The following is a 23399-nucleotide window of genomic DNA, read 5'->3' as shown; positions in this document are numbered from 1 at the left end:
CTGCCTCCCCATCTCCCCACATCTCCATTTGCCAACGGTTCAACTCACGCAATTTAGGTCAACAGACTATTTTAAATAGCTTCTACCTCAAGCGGTGATAAGGTATCTTTGATGAACGAATTTGTCCTAGAACAACAAAATGAAGCGGCCGCACCACAAAACAGCCCCAAGGAAGTGATTCGTCGCTTGGTGTGGAAAATTTGCATAGCTACTTTAATTTTGATGGCTATAGGCAGTGCCACCCGCGTGATGAATGCTGGTCTTGCTTGTCCAGACTGGCCTTTGTGTTATGGGGAATTAGTGCCGGCTAAACAAATGAATCTCCAGGTTTTCTTGGAGTGGTTTCACAGATTAGATGCAGCTTTGATTGGCTTGAGCGCGATCGCCTTAGCTGGTTTATCCTGGTGGCATCGTCGGGTTTTACCTCACTGGTTGCCTTGGGCTGCAACTTTTGCTTTGTTTTTAATTGTCTTCCAAGGGATTTTAGGAGGACTTACCGTTACCGAATTGTTGCGGTTTGATATTGTGACTGCCCATTTGGGAACGGCGTTATTATTTTTCACTACCCTTTTAGTTATTGGTACGGCACTTAGCCCTTATCAAGGTACGGGAACTGTAGGAAAACTGCCTTGGTTGGGTTTGGTTGCTGCGGTTTTGGTTTATCTGCAAAGTTTACTCGGCGCTTTGGTAGGTTCTCGCTGGGCTTTGCATCAGTGTTTTGCTGGGGATCAACTTTGTGGTGTGATGTATAGCCACATTTTTGGTTTAGTACCACCAACGTTAGCAATTTTAGCTGTTGTCTTAATTTCCTGGCGTACACCTGCTTTACATCCTGCTTTACGAAAATTGGCAAATATGGCAGGTGGGTTATTGATTTTACAACTGCTGTTAGGTGTTGCCACCTTCCGGTTACATCTACAAGTCGAACCTCTCACCGTAACTCACCAAGCTGTCGGTGCTACTTTGTTGGGTACTTTGGTGGTATTTACGGTTTTAGCTTTGCGTGACAGCACGGTTAGTCATGCTAATGGGTAATTGGTAATGGGTAATTGGTAATTGGTAATTGGTAATGGGTAATTGGTAATGGGTAGTTGGGTAATGGCTAATGGGTGATTAATCCTCCCAGTCCCCAATCACCAGTCCCCAATCACCAGTCCCCAGTCACCAGTCCCCAATCACCAGTCCCCAGTCACCTATTCCCTCAGTTATTAACAAATTAAAGAGAGAGAGCTAACATGATTGAGACTAATGTCTCTCGTCGCCACCACGATACATTTTTTCAGGTGATTCAAAGTTATTATCAGCTAACTAAGCCCCGGATTATTCCGTTGCTTTTGATTACAACGGCTGGTAGTATGTGGATTGCTGCTAAAGGGCAAGTTGATCCTTGGCTATTGTTAGTAACGCTGCTTGGTGGTACTTTGGCTGCTGCCAGCGCCCAAACAATTAATTGTATCTATGACCGCGATATAGATTATGACATGGAAAGGACGCGCCATCGTCCTATGCCTTCTGGTAGGGTGCAGCCTCGTGATGCGTTGATTTTTGCGATCGCTCTGGCTGTGGGTTCTTTTACTCTCTTGGCTGTTTTCGCCAATCTCTTGGCTGCACTTTTAGCATTTTCTGGTATCGTTTTTTATGTCTTGGTCTATACCCATTGGCTAAAACGCCACAGCACTCAAAATATTGTGATTGGTGGTGCTGCGGGTGCGATTCCAGCTTTGGTTGGTTGGGCTGCGGTGACAGATACTTTAAGTTGGGCAGCTTGGTTAATTTTTGCCATTGTCTTTTTATGGACTCCGCCTCATTTCTGGGCTTTGGCGTTGATGATTCGAGATGATTACGCAAAAGTAGGGATTCCGATGTTACCTGTGGTTGCAGGTGATAAAGCCACAGTGAGACAAATTTGGTTTTACACAGTAATTACCGTAACTGCTACAGTATTACTGTTCTATCCTTTACACGCTAGTGGTATTGTGTATGTGGTAATTGCTTTGACTTTGGGTGGGGTATTTGTCCATAAGTCTTGGCGGTTGTTACAAAACCCAGAGGATAAAACTGTTGCTAGGGAGTTGTTTCTATATTCCATCTCTTACATGATGTTGCTGTGTTTGGGGATGGTGGTTGATAGTTTACCAATTACTCATCATCTTGTGAGTACAATTCTTACTCAGTTGCATTTGCTTGGTTAAGAAATTTACACAAATAAATGCAACGAAAAAGCGATCGCATTTCTGAGTTTTGGGAGTGCGATCGCTTTTTTTAGGTGACTGGGGACTCTTGACTGGGGACTGGGAAGATGGATAACCTAATTAGGGGTTGCTGAGAAAGTCTTTCCGTGAGGGCATAGGAGTCAGGAGTCAGGAGTCAGGAGTCAGGAGGAGATGTGAAAATTTCTTTGCCGTCTCTTGAAATCCCAAAAAATGCACACTTTTTCCGGTATACCCTTCAAAACCCTTGGACTAATTTCTGTGTTTATCAGCCTCTAACCTTTGATATATCAAGGTTTTAGGTTTATTCAGCAAACCCTAATTACCAATTACTCATTCCTAGTCTCTGACTAGAACACCGATTCATTAATCGTAAGGGCGAAGCATTCGGACAGAATATGAACTGGTTTCAGCGATAGGTTATCACCCGAATGCTTCGCCCCTACAAGACGTTCTAGGAATGCTATCATAGAGTCTCTGACTCTAATTTTACTCAAGGCAGAGCCTTTAATAATTCATTCCCATACAGAGTATGGGAACGAGAAATCACGAGAAATATTTATTGTACCCAGTCACCAGTCACCAATCATCAATCATCAATTTTTACAAATCGTACATTAAACACTCTAAAGCATCTGGATACATTTCACAGTAGCTTTCTAGGGATGTCTGACGATGTTTTGCTTGTTGTTGATGGGCTTTTTCGGCTTGCAATTCTTCGACGATATCCCAAGCTACTGCACAGTTAGGGGAATTAATACCATTTTGATCACAAACTTCTCTGGCTTCGGCAATAGCGTCTAGTATTGCTTGTTCAATGGTTTTTTCTTGTTTTTTTTCGGAGTTGTTTGCAGCGTTAACTCCGTTGCAGGTTGTCATGATACTTTCACCTTTTTTCGAGTGAGATAAAGATTGATATGGGGGTAATAAGGGATATCAATTAATTCTGATTCTGATGGTGATATCCTCTGAAAACTTCATCAAGCAGTATTGGCTCAACTCTGATTAATGTTAAGAGTTTAAATAGAATTTTTTAGTTAATTACTATACTGTTTTTGTGGTTGAGATTTAATCCCCTTGCGGGGAAGTGGTGATAACTGAAACAACTGTTCAATCACCATACTAGAGGCGTGTTTCAATCCCCTTGCGGGGGAAAACTTAAACTCTCTAGTATCAATAAACAATAGCTTGACATGAAAAAAAAGTCAAGCTATTGATGAGGGTAATTTTTGTGAATTAACTGTGAATTAACTATTACTCAAATTGAGCAAGAGTAATTTCTTCATTGGGAAAATGAGCTACTATTTTGAGATTACCACCAAGAGCTTTGATATAACGAGAAAGAGTGGAAATTTGAATATCCTCTTGGTTCTCTAATTCAGCAGTAGTAGCTTCAAAATTGTTGAAGTCTGCTTCTATTTCCTCTGGTTTCAGTCCTAGAGACTCTTGTAGTTCTAAGAGGGTAAGATGGAGTGACATCAGTTTGGCGCGAGTTTTATTTTTTGCTCGGCGTTCAGGTGTCATTTGTTTGCGTAATTCGCTGAAAGGTTTTGTCTTCATATTAATCCTTCATCTTCAAGCTCTTGTATGTATTCGTCATAGAGCTTGTCAGCTTTTCGTATATTCTCTACATACCAACGGTCGTTACCTGTTTTGTTACCACCTAGAAGTAGTATTGCAGTTCTACGAGGATCAAAAGCATACAAAATTCGGTATGGTTGTCCTTTATGCTGTATACGAAGTTCTCGCATATGTTGATGACAAGAACCGTTAATAGCAGAACTGTATGGAGCGCCAAGATTTGGTCCTCTTTCTTCAAGTAACTCTACTACTGCATCTATGGAGTCTTGAGTACCTTCATCCAGTTCTTCATACCATTCCCCAAACTCATTTATATACTCTACTGGGTATGTCATGTTTTTCTGTATCCTATTCTCTAAAAACGTCGTGCTGTCTGCTGGTTGAAAAGTTGATTCAGTCGCTATGCTGTGTGTTGTTTGAAAAGTTGGTTCAGTTGCTTTAGCGAATGTTGGAGGCGTTGAGCCTAGTAATATAAATTGGTTAAACTTGTACATACATTTTTACTGGATTAGTAGAATACATACACCAAAAAGCGAAATTTTGGGTATAGATTCTATGTTACAACCTTTACCCAAAATAGTGTAATAAAAAAAGGATTCTCGTTTAGTAAATATCCTTTATGATTTAAATATTTATTCTATAACTCTTTTTACTTTTCTGATACACGAGCCTTGACATTTTTCAATTTTTACTTTTACTACATCACCTATAGACAGATTAACTTCTTGTTTATTCACTTCCTCATCTGGTTGACAATCAGAACCTTCAATTTGATAAGTTATTATGGTTCTTAATTTAGTCTTTTTACCAGATTGAACGTGCTGTTTGTCAATTTTTATTACTGTTGCTTCTACAATTTCACCGATTTTGAATTTATCTTCAACTATTGGTTTTGCAATTTGCACAGCAGGTACTTTAATTTCCCCCACAGGAACACCTGCATCTTTGTAATATCGCATTAAGCGAGATACCCAACCTAAAATTTGCAGGATGGTATGAGCATCACTGTTATTCTTGAAATACTGACTACAGGTAATTTCTATATTGCGATAATATCCCAAGGTTTTACCACTGTGTCCGATTTGTTTACCATCTTTAACCAAGGTTTTGAGGTATGTTAAAAATCGGGATGTAGCATCAGATTTATCAATGATTGTCCGCAGATATGCAAGGATTTTACCTACTTCATTGACATCTGTATCTTCTTGGACTAAAGTTTGTGCGATCGCATGAGCAATTTCCCATTGTCCATCTGTTAAACTCATAATTAATACATTCCTTCTGGTGGTAATCTATCACTGGGATAACGTAAAATAGCCGCAAGTTCTTCTAGTTGCTGTTTTTGAATCAAGCGTGTATGTGCAATTTGAATATATTTCTGGATAAATTGCACTAATTTGACTCCAGTTAATTCGTCATATTCACTTATTTCATAAGCTGAATAACGCTGTTTCAGGTTTTGCGGTTGATTGATTTTATCTACATTTACTGTCATGGTTCCCATTCCAATAGGTTTACCACCTCCTACTTTTAAAGCTATGGGATATTTTTTGTCTTGTCCTAAAACAATTAGTAATGTTCCTAATTCTTCAGAAAGTAAATTTTTAAATTGTATTTCTGTTTTAAATGTATATTCTCTTCCTGCTTGTTGTACAGAAATTCCTTCTTTTTGTCCTTTGTCAATCGCTTTAGACGTATTAAAATAAAACTTTCTTCCAGCTACTTTACCATTAATAAAGTATGCCTTAGTTTGGTCTGGACGAGGACGATATAAAGAAGGCATAAATCCTGTGGAGAAATTGACTATTTCACAATTAGCATCATTAAATTCTATCAAACCTTGCCAATCTAATGCACCAAATACCCGACTAGCTGGACAAAGTTTTTCTTTATTTTTACAAGGTAAACGTTCTGGAGGAATTTTATCTTTATATCTAGATGTAATTACGGGTAAGGTGCTATTAGTAATTGCTTCATATACAGAACGAATGCAACCTTTTAAAGAACTACCTTGAATTGATAATTTATTATCAACTCCTTGCACCATTGTTTTAATTAAGGAAATTTTTGTGCCAATATCGCTACCTAAAACTACTGCACCTGTGGAAACATGAAGGGGTGTTTGCACTTTTAAAGTCAGGTAAAGTGTACCGTGCAAACGATTTTGATCATATTTATGATGTCCATAGGGACGCTGTAAGTTAGGTCTGTCTTTGGGAAATGATACAAAATTATAAGGTTTGGCATTTTCTGACTGAGATGCACTTTTAGGAATTGGTTTTTTCGGTGGTTGGTAAGTCATGTTTATGATTATAATGTGAGTGCTACAAAATGAACTGTTGCAGTTGTTTGATCTAGAAAATATCGTTGTTTTATTTCTAGATGTTTGGGATAATTAAAACCTTTAGGAAAGCGGGTTTCTGTAGATGGATAAAAATACGCATTTCTTTCTTCTATTTGCCATTCTTTTTCTAATGGTTTAAATTCTGAATTTGCACCATTCATACTTAAAAGTAAAACTTCATAAGTATTATCTTTTTTGTATTTCCATCTTAGTTCAAATTGATCATTAAATATTTGTCCTTCTAACATAGGAAATTGAAATTGATCACTAATTGAGTTTTTCTGCAATTTATTAATTCCACTGACTCTATGAGTCCAACGTAGAAAATAATAGGTATTATCTGTGATTGATTTATTGATTAATTCTAATAAATGCTCAACAGATACAGGATGTTCTTTATATCCAACAAAAGCTGTCATTTTGCACCTAATTAAACCTAAACTAATACTTGACTCCAAGACCTAACACCACGTTCAAATAAATCATTAACTGTTCTTTCTTGCCAAGTTAATTCTACACCAAATCCTAAAGCCATTTCTTGAGCAGCAACAGGTGTATCTTGACTATCTTTATCAGGGAAACCATAAGATTTTGCATCATTTTCGGTTAAAAATTCACCTACACCTAATAAAAAAGTATTTCGCCATTTTTTGTTAGTACCAAAAGTGCAAATTTCTTGTTTATCCTCTGATAAAACACACCCAGGATACTGCACGATGGCTTTATTTAACTTAACTTCTACAGTTCCTAAACCGCGAGATTTAGCAAAACCTAAACCAAACCAACCATCGTTTAAATCACGCAATACTAAACCAATTAAACCTAACTGCGCTAAGGTGAAGTTTTTTAAATGTAATTTGGTTTTAAATTCTCCCGCAGTGCAGACTTGATAATTAAATGGACCGACAGCTACAGAACCAAATACTCTATCTATTGCTACACCGTTTCTTTCTTCGGTTCTTACTGGTTTTGATTTTTCTGGATAAGCATCTTCTATTCTGAGTCTACTTGCAATAGAAGTATTACCAAACATTTGATCAGTAAATGATGATTGTTTATAGATTTCATGACTTGATAAGTTTTTAGGTAAATAATCACCTTTCATTGGGTCACTTGCCCAAAGTTTTTGGGTATTATTATCACCTCCTACTGTTCTGACAATACGTTCAGCATGGGCGCGAATTGCACCTTTTAAACTGCTTCCGGGTAAGTATATAGTACGTCCTCCAGCGTGATAGGTTTCCACAAATTCCATGTCTGGTTTTGTGGGATCTGCACCTTCTTTTCCAGATTTTATCAGAATTGGACCATCGGGGATGATGGTTAAATCTATGGTGCAATGATTTACGAATTTTTTGTGCATAATGTTAATTGATTCAGGTAAATTTAAGCAGCAGATAAAACTAAATTATTTAACTGTAATTCAGATTGTTGAAATACGAAATTAACAGCAGCAAATAATTTATCTAGTTCTTGAATTGTGTAATAAGTGCTATTTCTAGTAAAAACCTCATTTTCTAATTTTCCAAATTGCCATGTTATTCCATTAGAAACAATCCCCAAAATAATAATTTGGTATTCTCCATTTAATCTTTGAGCAGCGATCATTTCTGCTAAACATTGCGCCCATCCTGCTTCAAAGTTATCTTGTTTAGCTTCTACTAAAATGAAATAGGGTTTGTCAAAGACAACTTTACCCAAAGGGGAGCGTTTAGCTAAAATATATTCAGGAAAGCCTGATAGTTTTTCATCATAGTTTAACGATTGATGACTCCATAAAATAAAATGTTGCCGGTAGATTTTCCAAACTTCTTTGAGAACGGGATAAATAAGATTTTCGCAAATAGCAAATTCTGAATTATCAACAACTGCATCCCGCATCATTAATTCTAAATCTTCGCGGAAGTAGTTAGAAATATTAAAGGCAATTTCGCTGATAAAATTGGCTTCGGTATAGGTAACTTGAAAAGCTTTGAGGACTTCACCGATGGTTTTGTAATTACTGAAAGCCATTTTTTGACCTCTTATTAAAGATAATATAGTTTTTGTGTAATTAATAATTGACGCGATCGCACTCTGCTGGCAGTATTAAACATCAGTAAACGTGATGTAGCTTCACCAATAGAAGTAATACCAATGATTTCTCCTTTTTTTATAGTAAAGTGTTCTGTCCAAATTTGTAAACGAGGATTAAATAAGCGAATGATTTCCCCATTTTTGGGATCAAGAGTAGCAAAATCAGACCCTTTATGACGATTACAGGGTAAACAAGATAAAGCCAGATTTTCTGACAAAGTTTTACCTCCATGTTTAACGGCAATAATATGATCAATTTCGTGGCTGTAAATAGAAAAGTTTTGATGAATTAAACAATATTCACAACGTCCTTGAGCGCGTTCAATGACTAATTGACGTAGATTAGCAGAAATTAAATTATTGGTCATTTTTCATCATACTGTAAGCTCTAGCTTTAAGTAAAATCATTAATTGATCTAATTGTTCATAAACTTCTAATTCGCTATTTTCTAATTCAGAAATTGTCCCCATACGGCTTTTTTCTAATAAAGTTTCCAATCTGTTTTGTGCTTGATTTGAAACTTTAAATTTGGCTATTTGTTCTGGGGTTGGTTGTTGAATTAAAAAGTCTAAGACCTCAGTATAAGTTGTTGGTAGATCACTGGAATTGGCTAAGGTTAATGGTTCTGGTGTATGGGATTCTATCAGTTGTGAAAGTAGTTCTGGAAGACGATGTAATATTGGTTGTAATCGGTTAGCTAATTCATCTGGTACTTGTATTGTTAGTTGTGCCATTTTGATTAATAATGATGATGTTTATTTTTATGTTAACTCCATTTGGGTGAGATGGGGAAGTTTGCAAGATTAATTTTGGTGCTTTTATCTGTAACGCAATCTACGGAAGATTTAAGCTGTTGTTTGGGTTGCATCTTTTTGAGATATTTGTTTGTTTAAATGATCAATTAATTGATGTACCCATTCATCTCTATAATCTGCTGCATCTTCATAAGCGGTTTCATCTCCCATAACTAATTTTTGAAGATATTGCAACATAAATTTCGCATCGTCTTCAACATCAACCCAGCGCATTTTTTCTATATTTAGTTTAACAACTCCTAAACCGCGAGAACGTCCACCACCAAGGGGAATTTGTTCGGTTTCAAATTGGTGTAACCCAATCATTAATAATCCTAATTCCCAAGGTTCTGCATTTTCAACTATGGCATGAAATTGAAATTCTGTACTTGCTGGTACTACTTGAAAATCGTAGAGTTTACCATCTGCGGCGGTTTCTGTGTCTCTATCAATTGCTACTCCGTCTCTTTCTTGATATTGTCCAAACCAGGTGTTAGGTACTACGTTTAAATCTCTGATTTGAAATTTACTTGCTATCCAAGGTGAACCAAAGAGGCGAGAGATTAAATCTGTTGCATTGATAATTTCTTCTGTAAGTCGCTGATCAGAATTAAGATTTTTTTGTTCATCATCTTTCAGTTCATTTTCAATTTCTTCTTTGATAGTATCCAAACCTTTCTTAATAATGTTTCCATTTTTGTCTTTTATTGTTTTAGATGGAATAGATGATTCTGCTTCAATTGTAGGATTAGCTGCAAATTTATCATCAATTCCTCTGAGGAAACTTTCAAGACGGGATCTTAAAGCACCTTTAAAGCTAGAACCAGGTATTAATGGTTGTCCTAGTGCGTCTTTGATGACGGGTAAATCTGTGCCGATGGGTTCGGTGGAACGTCCCGCACTTATGCGTAATGCGGTGATTGTTGTGAGTTTTCCGGTGATTTCTAGGCGGTTTTTGAATGTGTCGAACATAATAATTATACCACTTATAGTTAATTAATTGAGACGGAGACAACTAAATATATCCTCAACAGATATTTCCCATGCTGTTAAAGAATTTAAAACAGGTAAAAAGTCTTGATTTTGCTTAACTTCTGGTAGTTGATGGGGTAAAAAAGTCATGATTAAGCCTTCTTGAGGGTCAATAAGCCAACCTAATTCAGTACCATGTTTTAAGCAAAATAAAATATTGTTAATTACACGGGTTGAACTTTGTTCTGGTGATAAAATTTCAATTGTCCAATTAGGAGGAATTGTAAATTCATTTTGAATTTCTCCATTATTATCAAGGGGAATTAATTCCCACTTAAAAATACTGATATCTGGAACAAGAGAACGATCTGCAAAGGTGCAACGCAGTTCTGTAAATGCACGAGCTATTTTTTTAGGTATGCTAATTTGATTAATAGCAGGTGCTAAAAATGTTTGTATGGCGCTGTGTTTACCTTTAGGCATTGGTTTTTGGTAGATGTTACCATCAATATATTCACTCGCTGGTTTTGTTTCTGGTAGTTTGAGGAAGTCTGTTAAGGAGATTGAGTTGGAGACGGGAGTAGAGATCATAGTTTTAGAAACTATACAGTAGGACTAAATAAATTTATTCTGTGGACATTATAGACTTAATCAAGGGATTAAATTTCTAGGTCAGTTGGAAATTGAGGAGGTTGTATTTGTGGTTTATTGCTGACTACAGAACTGATGGCAGATTTAATGAAGTTAACAAATACTTCGCTGACATTTTCATAGTCAGTGCTAGTAATTGGCTTAAATCCATGAGCAAATAATGAGTTATTTCTAACTTCTAAAGCATTGATGATTTTATTAGCATTTTCTAGGTATATTTTACCTATAGGATCATCAGGAAGTTCACTTAAAAGATCATAGCTACTTCTTAAAGCTATTTGGATTTTTCCCTTGACATTAGAAAGTTTTTTCTCATATTTATCCCGTAAATTTTCTGGTAATTTCGCAGTATCAATATCACCTGTTTTCATACCATAGGTTTTCAACAACCGAATTTGAGCTAATAATTCCAAAGCTCTATAAAGTCTTCCTACTGCATCATCATAACGTTGTTGTTCAGCGCGTCTTTCTGCATTTAATATTAAATCTTGAACTATTTCATAACCATTTCCTTCTGTACCATTACTAGAATCAAATTTTTCATCTATTTGTCCTCTACTATTAATTACTCGTTTGAGAAATAGAACTAGATTCCTAATAACTGGATTTTTCATCTGAGGTTCTAATAACTCTAAAGCATCTCTATGTTCAAATCTATCCCAAGCATCTAAACCTGAACAACAAGCATATAAAGTTTGGATTTGTCGTTTAATATCAGATGGTAATGCCATTGATGATAAAAGACGTTTTAGTTGTGCGATCGCTGCTGGATAGTTGTACTGTTGTAGGAAAATAGGTAAAAATTGTTCTAGAGTCCGTTGTACAACTACAGGTGCTACTGTTGCTTGTCCTGTTAATTCTCCTCGTTCAACTTTAATAATATTTGTGCGGACGGCTGTAGTTACATATAATGTAAGTTGATAATCCACAGATGCCATTGCTAAACCTACAGACATGGATTTAGTACCACCTGTATAATCAGCCATCATTTGAGCATCTGCAACAGTTTCCTGAATCTTCTGAATACATAATGATGCTTTCAGATAGCATTCTGATAAATCATCTGGTTCTTCAATCAAGATTACATCTCTATCTGGTTGAAATTTATCACCTAGTCCTATTTGTGTAGGAATATTGGGCAACTTTTCAATTACTTCTGTTCCGCGTCTTACTTCACAAGGTGTTCCGCTTCCTATTACTTGCGATTTACTACCTTTAGGTCCATCAGAACAAAGAAAAACCACTCTATCTGGTTGCAATTCACGAATAGCGGTGATGATAGGTTGATGAGAACCACCGACTGTAATGAAAAGAATTTTTGGCATGATTAAATTGTCTCCTGTATTTAAAGTCTTTTATATGTTGGATTTTGCATTTGTTGTATTAAAATATCAGTTAGATTTTTTAGTTCCTTTCCTGATATAACAACTACTTTATTATTTTTTGCCTGATTTATAAATTTTTCATCTACTTCACACTCACTTGTAATAAAAAGTTTTACACAATAATTTCCTCCTAGTTTTTCAGCTTTTGAATTAAGAATAGATAAATCGTCAGAATCTAGCTTTTTACCAGTTTTACATTCACAAATCAGAGCATTAGTATTGTTTAAACAAAATACATCTATTTCTCCCCTATAATTATTAATGTGTACTCCCATTTCAACAGAATCAAAGTTGCATTTTTTAGCTGAATAATATGTAAATATTTCTAACCAATCACCTTTTAAAAAAGCATACTCCTCCTTTGTTTCAAGTTTAAATTTAATACCTGTAATTGATATTTCGAGATTCTTGATGATTGAAAATTTTTCTAGCTTCCTCAAAAATGATTCTAGTATTTCAGACGATATATCTAACTTTGATAGTTCTTTTTCAGATATTTTCAATCCCTTCGGAGGTTTAATATCCTCACCTGCAATACTGCGAATTAAAGAAAGGATTGCTATTGACGATTCAATATTATCTACAATGTATTTTACTAGCTCTTCTAAATAACTAGAACTTTCATATTGATCATTCTTTTGAAAAATATTAAAACCATACATTGTCACATAGTCTTTTACCGTTAATCGCTGATTAAATGCTACTGGCTGTTTACCAAAAACTAATGGAATAATTTGTGATTGGTTAGTATTAATACTAAAAATTAATACATCTTTATACTTTTCCTGAACATAACTATAGACTGAAATAGCCATAGTTTGAGGAGCAGATGTTAAATTGACATACTTTAAAGTATCTACATCCTGACAAAGCTTTTCAACAGCTATATAAACATCATCGAATTTACTAGGATCGACACTGATAAGATCAGTTTCTTTATTAAACAATAAATTTGGACGTTTTTGTTTAATAAGATTTTCTACGTTTTTTTGATACTGTAAAAATTGTTCTCCCTGGCAAATTAAAAACTTGATTTTATCAATATCATCAAGAAACTGAAGAACTCCTGCAACTGGTGGAACAGCACTACGTCCACCAATTAACACTAGCATAACTTTTTCTGACATATCTTAATTCCTCTTATTGAATCTAGTTTATCCTTTATTAAAGTGAGTATTTGAAAACTAATTAAGCTGCATTTCCATCACGTTTAAACTTTAAATGACGTGCGCCATATCCCAAATAACGCCGAATTAGTTCTAACCAAATAGGTTTAAAATCAGCGTCGCAACATTCACCAATTATTTGAGCAGCTTTTTTGATATTATTATCAATATCTTCAATGATTTTCTCGGCTAAAGAACCTTTACCTCTTCCCCATTTCTTGTCTCTTCCAACTTGATAACAGATAAAGTTCTTAATTACTTCTGCGCTATCTGTAGTGTCAGCAACACGGAGTAAGTTACGAAATTGTGATTCTTCTAAGTCTCCATAGCTTGTTTTATCTAAGGCGTTTTTAATCCAGATTACTAGATCATCTTCAGATTGAAGTATACCTTTTTGAATTTTTAATTGCTGTTGGTTTGATAATTCACTCATACTGCTTCCTCTCTTAATACATTATGAAAATCATTGCAAATTTGCACTTGTCCAAAACCTTCAGAAGTTCTTTCTCCAACTCCTTTTATTTCTAATTCTTGCAATTTTTCAATCCATATTTTTTCCTTTTCTTTATCTACACTAAATAAATACACACCCCCTCTATTTGTTACTAATTCAATATCTTTCATTAAACCCCAAGCAGCATTCCAACCTGAACGATAATCATAACTACTATAAACTGTATGTAGTTTTAAAGATGAATCTTCCAATCCTGTAAATTCTTTGAGCATTGCTTCAGAAATTACGGTTGTGTATTGCCAATTTTCTGTTAAAATCGCATCTGCTTGTAAATCAATTGTGAAATAAATTCTCTTGTTTGGTATTTCTGATATTATACCAAATATATCACTCCATTCATGCCATCGTTTACGTAATTTTACATTAAATTGATTCAGGCGATCGCCCAAATTTGTTTTGATATCACTTGGTTTTTTAGCGGTTATTTTTACTTTCCCTAAACCCCGTGAACTTGCACCTCCTAAGCGAAAATTATCTTGATGATTATCAATGAATGTCTGCAAAGATGCTGCTAAATCATCAGGTACTAAAATTGCACTTTTATATATTACAGCTTCTTTTTGATGTTGTTTTGATTCATTCAAAACTTGAATACTGTAAAGTACACTTTCTTCAGAAGTTGCACGTCTTCTATTTATCCCAACTCTGGTTAATAATCGAGAATTGGCTGCTTTTTTCTCATAGTTACTGATATTTTGACTATAAAATCCTGTAAAATTATCTACTCTATCTCCCTCTAATTCATTGTTCTGGGGTTGTACAGGACTATTAAAATCATATACTTGACCATAATTTTCTGCACAAAAACGGTCTATTAAGGTGTCAAAAACACCATCCCCTTTTGATATTTTAAACCCTGGTTTGATTTTAGAACTTAAAGCAGTTGCAGGTATGACTCTAACTTCTGATTTAATTTTACCATGTCCTGGATACGCATTTTGAAAAATCGCGGGATTTTCACTCAAAAATAATTGATGAAAATCATCACCATCTGTAATTTCTTGATTTGATTGTTTCAATATTTGATTAGCAACTGCACCACGAATGACTGAACCAGGAATAAATGTTTCCACTTCACTAATATTACCTCCTGGTTTCTTTTGTCCAATTGCTAAAGGTGATAAAGCTTTGATTTCTAATTCGATTTTTTTCATTCTTTCTCACTTCCTTTAGCGAAAAATTCCCATGCTTCTTTTTCTATTGTTAAATCTGGTAATTCCCAATGTAACCAACCTAAACCGGCTGATTTACTTCCACCTAAAGCGTTAATATGTTTCAATCCTGCTAATATTAATGGTTTTGTATAGCTAGGTGCATCATTTAATAGGTGAATATTTCCTGTAAATCTCAGTTTTGTATTTGGGGGTGAGGTTTCTAAAAAGTAAAGTTTACTTTCTTCAGCAGTGCGACGACGACGGTTAATAGTTACACCAGGACGAATAATTTCTGGTAAGTTTTCTGGTTCTTCTTCACAAATTAAATCATCAAATATTATCCGAGAAGGTAAAACCGGATTTCCAAAAATTTGACAAATTAAACAATGATAATTTTTGTTATCTTCTGTTTTTTTATCTTTTGGTATTATATACTCTTCTCTGGTAAAATTTCCCACTAAACCCGCTCTTTGGGGACACATGGTTTGCGGGTTGGGAGAATAGCAAACATCCCATTTTAAACCTCTAACTATTTTCTCACATTCATGGCGCAATCTTCCCTTTAATTGGGAAGCGGGTATGAGTAAATTTCCTTCTGCGTTGCGAACTATTGGTTTATCTGCAAGTGAACCAGATGAACCTCCAGCACCTATACATAATGCTGTGTCAATGATAGCGGTGATGGTTTTTGTGTGGATTGAATTATTAATTGTTTCTAATTTAATCATGACTCAACCCCCGCAATTAAATTTTCTAAGTTCTCTGATTCTTCGGTTTTTGGTTCTTCTACAAATCCATAAATATCAACCATATCGCGCCAAATTGTTTCATAAACTTTGTCTTCTGTATCATACATCCAAGGTGCTAAGTTACCACCATTTTTATCATCCTTTGGTAAACACCAAGCATCTTCAAAATGTTGTTGTAATTCTGTTTTTCCCTGTTTCAGTCTGACTCTAAAATAGCGATAGTTGAGAATCGCTGTATGTTTACCCCGTTCTAATAAACTACGAATTTGATAAAGTTGTGATTTGGGGAATTTGGTTTTTTTCAATGCTGCTATTGATTGAATTAATCCCCCTATTTCATGTAATGTGTAAGGTCCTCCATAGAGTTTTAATTTCTGCGGACTTTCTTTAGTTAATGCTTCTTGGCGAAAATCTTTAATATTAGATGCAATCATGGTGACAGATTTTAAGGTGATAAAATCTATTGTTCCTCCATGATATTCTACTTTTTTTAATTTCTTGGCTTTTTCTTTGGCTGATTTCAGTAATTGTGTTACTAAGTCTTGGGCGTAGTAAATTGGTGTATCATCAGCGGTAATTAAAACGCCTATGGATGTGCTAAGTTTGCACTCTGAAGGTTTTGCTGTTTGTGGTTGATAACGATGGATTTTTTTCTTGTCTACTGGTTTAGTTTGTTCAATTCTATAATCTGCTATTTCATCTGATTTGTCAACTGTTTTGTTAATCATTAGTTCTTCAAATTTTTCTCCTATTATTTGCGAAATTTCTAATGCTTTGTTAGCAGGAACAATGGTAAAAACGTCATCACCACCTATGGTAATGATTTCAAAAGGATGAACAAGTTGACCATTTTTTAGTTGTGAATCTTCATCATTTAAATTTCTGAGTTCATGAGGATGTAAGTTTTCTGCTAGTGCGTAAAATACAGCTTCTTCTGTAGCTTCGCTGACATCTAAACTAAATTTCTTGTATTTTCCAGGGGTGCGAATTTTTTGGATATATCCACCCATGTTATTACCATCTGCATAAATATAAGCAATAAAACCTTTACTAGCATTGGATACATGAGTTAGTGTTTTGGGAATTTCTACATTTTGAGGTGGGATATTGCCATAATATTTAGTTTTTAAATGGGGATGTTTGTCTAAAAATCTATCGAATCTTTTTACCCAACTTTCAAATATTCCTCTGTGCCATTTTGGGTTTGTTTCTAAATACCATTCTGGTTCTTTTGTGTCTCCGTCTTTTGCTCTATCACCAACTAAATATTTTCTGACTGATGCTTCAGAAAAGTTGGTTTCTCTTGCTAAACCTTCATCTACTCTCATGATAGCAGAACGTCTATCACTCCCATCTCTCATTAAATAAGGATGGGTTTCAAACATTACTGGATAACGACGATTTGTATTCCGTCCAGTAATATCATTACCGCTACGTCTTTGATTAAATAAAATCGCTAATTTGGTGGTAATTTCGTTAAAACTTTTGCGGTTTCTGAATGCTTCTAACCGTTCTTTTTCATCTTTAGGAAACCCAAAATAAGCTTGAACTATCTGTTTTTGATAATTCTGATTATACCAATCTAACCAAGGTGTATCTTCGATTTTTTCTTTGAGTAAACCAAATCTAATTTCTAATGGTCTAAATGTCTCACCAACTGCACAGGAATTAGCTGTTAATGTTTCATGGGTATAGCGTTTTTCAATAGCATCTGCTAAGTCATTTACATAAGCAGCAGGACAAAAAGCCAGAATATTTCCCCCTGTAGAATAGATGATTAATTCGGGAATGAGAACTTCTGATAAATTATAATCTTGATGAAAATTATCATTTAACCATGCTCTCACATCGCTACATTGAGCGTTATAAATTTGAGGAAGATTTTTAACATTGAAAAAAGCAGGTAAATCAATTAAATTGATTCTATCTAACAAAGCTGAAGCACCACGCACTTCTTGAATTTTAGCTGATTCAAATACATACTGCTTAACCTTAGTCACACCCCCATAAACTAAACCGATATTAGTTGTTTGATTCCATAAATCAGAATAATCATTTTTTAGCTGTTCCAAAGTCTCAGGAAAATAATCTTCCTTAATTTTTTGCAAATCTTCCACTTGTTGAACAATAGTTCTTACCTCTACTGGAACTTCTCCCCCAGTTCTCAAAGCTTCGCACATTTCCCGCAAAATAGAAATATCAAATTGCGGTTTTCTTCCATTACCCCAAGCTAAACACCAACTAATTCCTATTGTTACCGAACTTTTACCTTTCATCACCATTTTTTCCCTTGCTTGACTACTATTTTATTCCTTCTTGGCACTTCTTCAACAATAGACATCTCCAGAAAAGAAATTATGGAACTTATTTATGGAGACAGGTCGAAGCTTATGGGATATCTAGATGTCTGATTTTTCCGTTAAATTATCGCCCTGTAAGGGCGAAGCATTCGGAAAATATCCTTTGGTGAATACCGATCATTAATCGCTCGAATGCTTCGCCCCTACAACTTATGACAAATTAATACATTCTATTTTGGAGATGTCTAATGGTAATTGACAATTACCTGTCTCTCATTCGTGAGAGGATGGGGAAATAGGAAATTTTTTCTTTTTTTCTCCTAGAAAGCAAAAGATTCAAACCGTTCGGCTGACGCTCACGGCGGAAGCCTTGAATGAAACCATTATCAATTATCAATTATCAATTATCAATTATCAATTGATCATATCTTGTACCCGTTCCAGTAAAATATCAGGAATGGGACGCGCTTTACCTCTAACCCAAGCACCACAAGTCATTTCTACATAAGGTTCTAATTGATGAACTATCTCCGTTTCTGTGAGAGTGCTGAAAATGACACCAACTGGTATTAAATTAGCACAAATACCACAAAAATTATGCCATCCTTCCACCGCTTCTAGTCGAGAACTAATTATTAAATAATGTGTACAAACTTCCAACAGTGGTAATTTTTCTGGTTGCACCATCCCACCCACATCTACTATTACTAAAGATTTTTGTCTGCGTAACTGAAGAATAGCTTGCGCTTGGTAGGGAAAAAATCTTTCTGTTAAAGATCCGCGATTACGTGCTTTAAAGGCTTCGATTTCTTCATCGGTAGCTTCTGCACCCATTTCTAACACATAATTTCCTTCACCGTCCCAATGTGCGCGTTGTAAATAAATATCAGGATTTTCTTTGAGCAAAGCTTGAAATAACCCATGGGAAAATACACTTTTACCACTGTCGGGGGGACCAACTACCATCAACGCTGTACACAATTTTTCTGGTTTTGTCAAGGGAGAATTTGCGCTATTATTTGCTCTCAATTCTCCCAGTTGACGAAAATAATTAGACCATTGTTGTTCTGGTGTAGTATCTCCTTCCTGGGTTCTTCCGTTGGGGGGAATGATTTTGAACACTTGTCCAATTTGTACTAAACGAGTGTGAGTAGCTACGACTATCGCACCGATGCGGGGATCATAACAAGCAACCCAAGCGGTAGGATGTAATTCATGGATCAGATAAGCATATAACCAAATGGGTGCGCGTCCCGAAATTACCACACCACCGGTTGTATCAATTCCTGCTGGAAGTTCTAAACCTGTTAAGTCTTGGGGTTCGATAATGCGATCGCTCCTAGTTAATTCAATCAATAAAACCTGATAATGTAAAGCCTCTACCATCAGGGTTTCACTTAATAGCAAGCGTAAAGCAGGTTCAGTCATCAGCTTTTCTCCGTTCCTGTATTTGTAAATATGAACAATTGACAATTGACAATTGACAATGGAAAATTAACAATTAACAATTTTCTTGCTGGTTTTTATGATTGAAGTTAAAAGTTTGATTAACTCCGTGATATCATTTTTGATGCTTTTGTATTGTTTTTCTGTGAGGTAATCTGTTTTATACATTAGTTCTATCCAATAATCTGATTCATTTGCTTCTTTAAGGGCAATTGCTAATTTATGAATGAAATCTGCTTTACTTTCTGCCTGTTCTACTTCTCTGACTAATGCTCCAATTGCAGTACCAGAAAGCAGTAATTGATTTGATAAAACAAATTCTTTTTTTTCGTTATTTAAATATTGATATAAGTTGACAACACGGACTGCAAAATCAAAGCTTTTCTCCTTAATAATGTTTTCTTTCATAACTTGTCAATTATCAATTGTCTCTTTCATAAATTATCAATTGTCAATTATCAATTGTCAATTCAATAGGTGTATTATTTCACCCCGATAGAAAAGGGGTCTTCTAACCTCAAGGCAAAATGATTACTGATACAGGAGGAAACATTAATACTTCGTTTATACCTCCAAAGTGTTGTAAGGGTTTAGCACTGCTAAACCCCTACTTTCTTAATTTCCTGTTTCCTATGACTACACTCTATTTAACCGAACCAGGAACAACCCTGCGCTATGTCTTTAGACCACAGGCGAAGCATTCGGATGATAGTCTTAGGTAAAACCTAAGACCACAGTAAGGGCGAAGCATTCGGATCATAGTCTTAGGTAAAAACCGAAGACCACAGTAAGGGCGAAGCATTCGGATCATAGTCTTAGGTAAAACCGAAGACCACAGTAAGGGCGAAGCATTCGGATCATAGTCTTAGGTAAAACCTAAGACCACAGTAAGGGCGAAGCATTCGGATCATAGTCTTAGGTAAAACCTAAGACCACAGTAAGGGCGAAGCATTCGGATCATAGTCTTAGGTAAAACCTAAGACCACAGTCAGGGCGAAGCATTCGGATCATAGTCTTAGGTAAAACCTAAGACCACAGTAAGGGCGAAGCATTCGGATGATAGTCTTAGGTAAAACCTAAGACCACAGTCAGGGCGAAGCATTCGGATCATAGTCTTAGGTAAAACCTAAGACCACAGTCAGGGCGAAGCATTCGGATCATAGTCTTAGGTAAAACCTAAGACCACAGTCAGGGCGAAGCATTCGGATCATAGTCTTAGGTAAAAACCGATAATTAATTGTCCGAATGCTTCGCCCCTACATTGTTGACGCGAAACCTAAATCAAAATGTGGTTTATTTACCTGAAAAATGTATTTATTTGGTGGACAAGTGATTTTCCAAGAATTTCACCTGCTGTTTATCAACTTCTTTGTGATCCCAATACTCAGGTATTTTTAAGCGTTGTCAGTATTTGGGAAATGCAAATTAAGTTATCCTTGGGTAAGATTTAATTTAAGTCAGCATTACCTCAAATTATTGAGGATGAAATCAAGCAAAATAAAATTTAGTTATTACCTCATTTTTTGATTTTTTTCCCCTTGAAAGAGGAGGTTTTAAACCTTGAATGAAACAATTGTCAATTATCAATTGTCAATTATCAATTGATAAAGATTTACATTTAGTAATCTTTGGTAATTTTCAAAAAATGTTGGTTTTTTGGGTTGACATCTGGAAGTTTTTGTTTTATTCTGTATTTATTGGCTGGAAACAGCAATCTGTACCTTAAAAATTAAATACTGACTTCGCTTGTTACATTTTTGTTTCCGTAGCTTGGCGCAAACGCCCCTTGAAAGCTATTTGTAACAAGGTCTCCATGAGTGTAGGGTTTTTCATAACCAATTCCCCGCAAGGGGATGGAAACAACCGGGGGCGGGGGTCAGGTCAGCGTCACATCAGAAGTTTTTCATAACCAATTCCCCGCAAGGGGATGGAAACAATCTCCTAGTACACTAGAAACATTTTCATTAATTTCTTGTTTTTCATAACCAATTCCCCGCAAGGGGATGGAAACAAAACTTGGGGAGAAAAAAAGATAGAATTACTAAAAAATGCGATCGCTTGGTTGTAATAAATTAGGACTTACGCAAGATGTGACTGAAAACCTTATTCTTGCGTAGGGGTAATTCATGAATTACCCCTACTTTCGTTCCCTGTTGCGTAAGTCCTGTGTAATTTAATCAGCTTTTGCAGTGCCAATACAAAAAATTGAACTTGCCAAAATAGACAATAAACAATAGACATCTCCAGAAAAGAAATTCTGGAACTTATTTATGGGGGCAAGGCGAAGCATTTGGGATATCTAGATGTCTGATTTTTTCGATAAATTATCGCCCTGTAAGGGCGAAGCATTCGGAAAATATCCTTTGGTGAATACCGATCATTAATCGCTCGAATGCTTCGCCCCTACTTCGCCCCTACAACTTATGACAAATTAATACATTCTATTGTGGAGATGTCTAATAAACAATGTACAATTGAAAATTATACTTACTGCAATTGGTTTTTTTGTCTCCTGGAAAAAAGAGATTTTAAACACCCTCTTAAACAATTGTCAATTATCAATTATCAATTATCAAATTGAACAGCTTCCCCTATCCACCCACACCACAAATATTACATTGGTTAGCAGCAGGACAACTAGCCAACCGTTTGCAGCGTTCAATTAGACTATGGGTAATATTAAATAAACTGTATGGGGAAGAAAACTGGACAACGGACCTAGCAAAAAAATTTACCTACGCACAATTACGCGATCGCCTATTTTCCTACTATCACCCCAAAAGCGAAAAACTCAACGCCGAACAAATAACCACCAAATGTCAGGACCCCACCTGCATCTGTCATCAAAGCGGATGGCAAATTATTCAAACTGCCAATAGCCACATTTGCCAAACCCAATGGCAACAAGAAATACAACAACTCACCGGCATCAGTTCCCAACAACTGCACCAACAACTACAACAACCCCCCTTTGCCACAGTTCATCGTTCCCTCAGAGATGATCTCAAACAGCTAACTCGTTTAGGATGGCTGCAAACAGTAGTCAAAGGAGAATATCAAACTCTCTCTAAAACCGAACTACCAGCACCAACAATTTCTGCAACAGCACAAGCAACCTTTACCCAACTGTCCCTACCCCAAACCTGGGAACTACTGCACGTCTTAGAGTCCATATCCTTTGTGCAGCCAAACCTAGATATCATCATTCAAAACTTGTGGGAACAAATAGTAGATCATACCCATACATCCCCCACCATCCAAGAACCACAACAACGGATATTTCTGCATTTAGACTATATACTCTCCCCAGAAATGCAGGATCAAGTAGACAACTATCAAGAACAGCTAGAACAACTGTGGCGTATACCAGCCGCTGGAGTAGTGCAGTTTGAATATTGGATCGCAGCTACAGCAAGCAAAGTACAAATAACCGTTTATCCAGTGTGTTTGCATTACCTCCGACGTGCCAAATATCTCAGCGCCTATGGTATAGATCCCCAAGGAAATATAACATGGCACAACTACCGACTGGACCGCATCGCCTCAGAAAAATTGCAAATTCTTCCCTGGGGAGATCCGGGTATACCCAAAGAATTAAAAGAAATGTGGCACAGTGGCAACTTACCCACCCCAGAATATGTAGAGACAGAATTAGAAAAAGCTTGGGGTTTCAACTTTTACCTACAACGGGAATTATTGATCATTCGTTTTCCCCCAGCATTTGCCCAATGGTATGTAGATAACACCTTTCGCCATCATTCTTTCCAGCGTATTGCCTATGAAAAATTAGCAAATTTAATTACAGCAGACATTCCTGAAACCCAGCAGCAGCAAATATTAGATATTATCAAACACAGAAATAAACAAGATATTTATTATCAAGCTTGGATACGTACTGGGGATATTAATGTTTTGATGCGGTTACGAGACTGGCGGCCAAATGGAGAAGTAATAGCACCTTTGTCTATTCGTCAACGACTCAAAGAAGAAGCGATCAAAGAATTAGCTAATTATTAATAATTAATTGTCCGAATGCTTCGCCCTTACTGTGGCCTA

At 36.0% G+C, this 23399-nt stretch carries 23 protein-coding genes; 3 read left to right on the top strand and 20 right to left on the bottom strand.

Annotation, left to right across the window (positions count from 1 at the left end; translation table 11 throughout):
• Positions 1-111: 111 nt before the first annotated feature.
• Both H5968_RS17120 and H5968_RS17115 read left to right on the top strand, forming a co-directional pair.
• On the top strand, positions 112-1035 hold the full coding sequence (locus H5968_RS17120) for a heme A synthase (protein WP_187040914.1): 924 nt from the start codon (positions 112-114) through the stop codon (positions 1033-1035).
• 200 nt (positions 1036-1235) lie between these two features.
• Positions 1236-2192 (top strand): heme o synthase, encoded by a 957-nt coding sequence (locus tag H5968_RS17115; RefSeq protein WP_187040913.1) that lies wholly within the window; start codon positions 1236-1238, stop codon positions 2190-2192.
• A 621-nt stretch (positions 2193-2813) separates the two neighbouring features.
• On the opposite strand, the gene H5968_RS17110 is transcribed toward H5968_RS17115, so the two are convergent.
• From H5968_RS17110 to H5968_RS17015, 20 genes are all read right to left on the bottom strand, one after another.
• Positions 2814-3089, bottom strand: coding sequence for a Calvin cycle protein CP12 (locus tag H5968_RS17110; RefSeq protein WP_137667155.1), 276 nt, complete (start codon positions 3087-3089; stop codon positions 2814-2816).
• Positions 3090-3464: 375 nt separating this feature from the next.
• On the bottom strand, positions 3465-3770 hold the full coding sequence (locus H5968_RS17105) for an XRE family transcriptional regulator (RefSeq protein ID WP_187040912.1): 306 nt from the start codon (positions 3768-3770) through the stop codon (positions 3465-3467).
• Positions 3767-4285 carry a type II toxin-antitoxin system RelE/ParE family toxin gene (locus H5968_RS17100; protein ID WP_322743351.1) on the bottom strand — a complete coding sequence of 173 codons (519 nt, stop codon included), beginning with the start codon at positions 4283-4285 and terminating at the stop codon, positions 3767-3769. The genes H5968_RS17105 and H5968_RS17100 overlap by 4 nt, the downstream gene beginning before the upstream one ends.
• Positions 4286-4423: 138 nt before the next feature.
• Positions 4424-5056: a hypothetical protein gene (locus H5968_RS17095; protein WP_187040911.1), complete on the bottom strand. Its 633-nt coding sequence runs from the start codon at positions 5054-5056 to the stop codon at positions 4424-4426.
• A 2-nt stretch (positions 5057-5058) separates the two neighbouring features.
• Complete coding sequence (locus H5968_RS17090; protein ID WP_187040910.1) at positions 5059-6093, bottom strand: RAMP superfamily CRISPR-associated protein; 1035 nt, start codon at positions 6091-6093, stop codon at positions 5059-5061.
• Positions 6094-6101: 8 nt separating this feature from the next.
• Positions 6102-6554 carry a hypothetical protein gene (locus H5968_RS17085; RefSeq protein ID WP_187040909.1) on the bottom strand — a complete coding sequence of 151 codons (453 nt, stop codon included), beginning with the start codon at positions 6552-6554 and terminating at the stop codon, positions 6102-6104.
• A gap of 17 nt (positions 6555-6571) precedes the next feature.
• A complete protein-coding gene (locus H5968_RS17080; protein ID WP_187040908.1) occupies positions 6572-7498 on the bottom strand; it encodes an RAMP superfamily CRISPR-associated protein in 927 nt (308 codons plus the stop codon).
• 23 nt (positions 7499-7521) lie between these two features.
• Positions 7522-8148 (bottom strand): hypothetical protein, encoded by a 627-nt coding sequence (locus H5968_RS17075; protein ID WP_137667161.1) that lies wholly within the window; start codon positions 8146-8148, stop codon positions 7522-7524.
• A gap of 14 nt (positions 8149-8162) precedes the next feature.
• Positions 8163-8579: an HNH endonuclease gene (locus tag H5968_RS17070; protein WP_187040907.1), complete on the bottom strand. Its 417-nt coding sequence runs from the start codon at positions 8577-8579 to the stop codon at positions 8163-8165.
• Entirely contained in the window at positions 8569-8946 is a 378-nt protein-coding gene (locus tag H5968_RS17065; RefSeq protein ID WP_187040906.1) for a hypothetical protein, read from the bottom strand. Before H5968_RS17065 ends, H5968_RS17070 begins: the two co-directional genes overlap by 11 nt.
• A gap of 111 nt (positions 8947-9057) precedes the next feature.
• Positions 9058-9978, bottom strand: a complete 921-nt coding sequence (gene csx7, locus H5968_RS17060; protein ID WP_187040905.1) for a CRISPR-associated RAMP protein Csx7 — start codon at positions 9976-9978, stop codon at positions 9058-9060.
• Positions 9979-10002: 24 nt separating this feature from the next.
• The gene (locus H5968_RS17055; RefSeq protein WP_187040904.1) at positions 10003-10569 is read right to left on the bottom strand and encodes a Uma2 family endonuclease; all 567 of its coding nucleotides are present in this window, start codon (positions 10567-10569) and stop codon (positions 10003-10005) included.
• A 68-nt stretch (positions 10570-10637) separates the two neighbouring features.
• Positions 10638-11954: a TIGR02710 family CRISPR-associated CARF protein gene (locus H5968_RS17050; protein ID WP_187040903.1), complete on the bottom strand. Its 1317-nt coding sequence runs from the start codon at positions 11952-11954 to the stop codon at positions 10638-10640.
• A 20-nt stretch (positions 11955-11974) separates the two neighbouring features.
• Entirely contained in the window at positions 11975-13141 is a 1167-nt protein-coding gene (locus H5968_RS17045) for a Card1-like endonuclease domain-containing protein (protein WP_187040902.1), read from the bottom strand.
• A 61-nt stretch (positions 13142-13202) separates the two neighbouring features.
• Positions 13203-13613, bottom strand: a complete 411-nt coding sequence (locus tag H5968_RS17040) for a hypothetical protein (RefSeq protein ID WP_187040901.1) — start codon at positions 13611-13613, stop codon at positions 13203-13205.
• Positions 13610-14848 (bottom strand): CRISPR-associated RAMP protein Csx10, encoded by a 1239-nt coding sequence (gene csx10, locus H5968_RS17035; RefSeq protein ID WP_187040900.1) that lies wholly within the window; start codon positions 14846-14848, stop codon positions 13610-13612. The genes H5968_RS17040 and csx10 overlap by 4 nt, the downstream gene beginning before the upstream one ends.
• A complete protein-coding gene (locus H5968_RS17030; RefSeq protein WP_187040899.1) occupies positions 14845-15576 on the bottom strand; it encodes an RAMP superfamily CRISPR-associated protein in 732 nt (243 codons plus the stop codon). Before H5968_RS17030 ends, csx10 begins: the two co-directional genes overlap by 4 nt.
• Positions 15573-17873, bottom strand: a complete 2301-nt coding sequence (gene cas10, locus H5968_RS17025; protein ID WP_187040898.1) for a type III-B CRISPR-associated protein Cas10/Cmr2 — start codon at positions 17871-17873, stop codon at positions 15573-15575. The genes H5968_RS17030 and cas10 overlap by 4 nt, the downstream gene beginning before the upstream one ends.
• Positions 17874-18311: 438 nt before the next feature.
• Positions 18312-19325: a CRISPR-associated ring nuclease Crn3/Csx3 gene (crn3, locus tag H5968_RS17020; protein WP_187040897.1), complete on the bottom strand. Its 1014-nt coding sequence runs from the start codon at positions 19323-19325 to the stop codon at positions 18312-18314.
• Between the two features lie 66 nt (positions 19326-19391).
• On the bottom strand, positions 19392-19751 hold the full coding sequence (locus H5968_RS17015; protein WP_187040896.1) for a four helix bundle protein: 360 nt from the start codon (positions 19749-19751) through the stop codon (positions 19392-19394).
• Between the two features lie 2169 nt (positions 19752-21920).
• Here H5968_RS17015 and H5968_RS17010 point away from each other — a divergent pair.
• Positions 21921-23360: a TIGR03985 family CRISPR-associated protein gene (locus H5968_RS17010; RefSeq protein ID WP_222620707.1), complete on the top strand. Its 1440-nt coding sequence runs from the start codon at positions 21921-21923 to the stop codon at positions 23358-23360.
• The last annotated feature ends 39 nt before the right edge of the window (positions 23361-23399 follow it).

This window comes from Sphaerospermopsis sp. LEGE 00249 (genome assembly GCF_014299995.1).
In the GTDB taxonomy this organism is placed as follows: domain Bacteria; phylum Cyanobacteriota; class Cyanobacteriia; order Cyanobacteriales; family Nostocaceae; genus Sphaerospermopsis; species Sphaerospermopsis kisseleviana.
The sequence above is the reverse complement of the archived record's forward strand: the minus strand, read 5'-3'. Positions and strand labels throughout refer to the sequence as shown.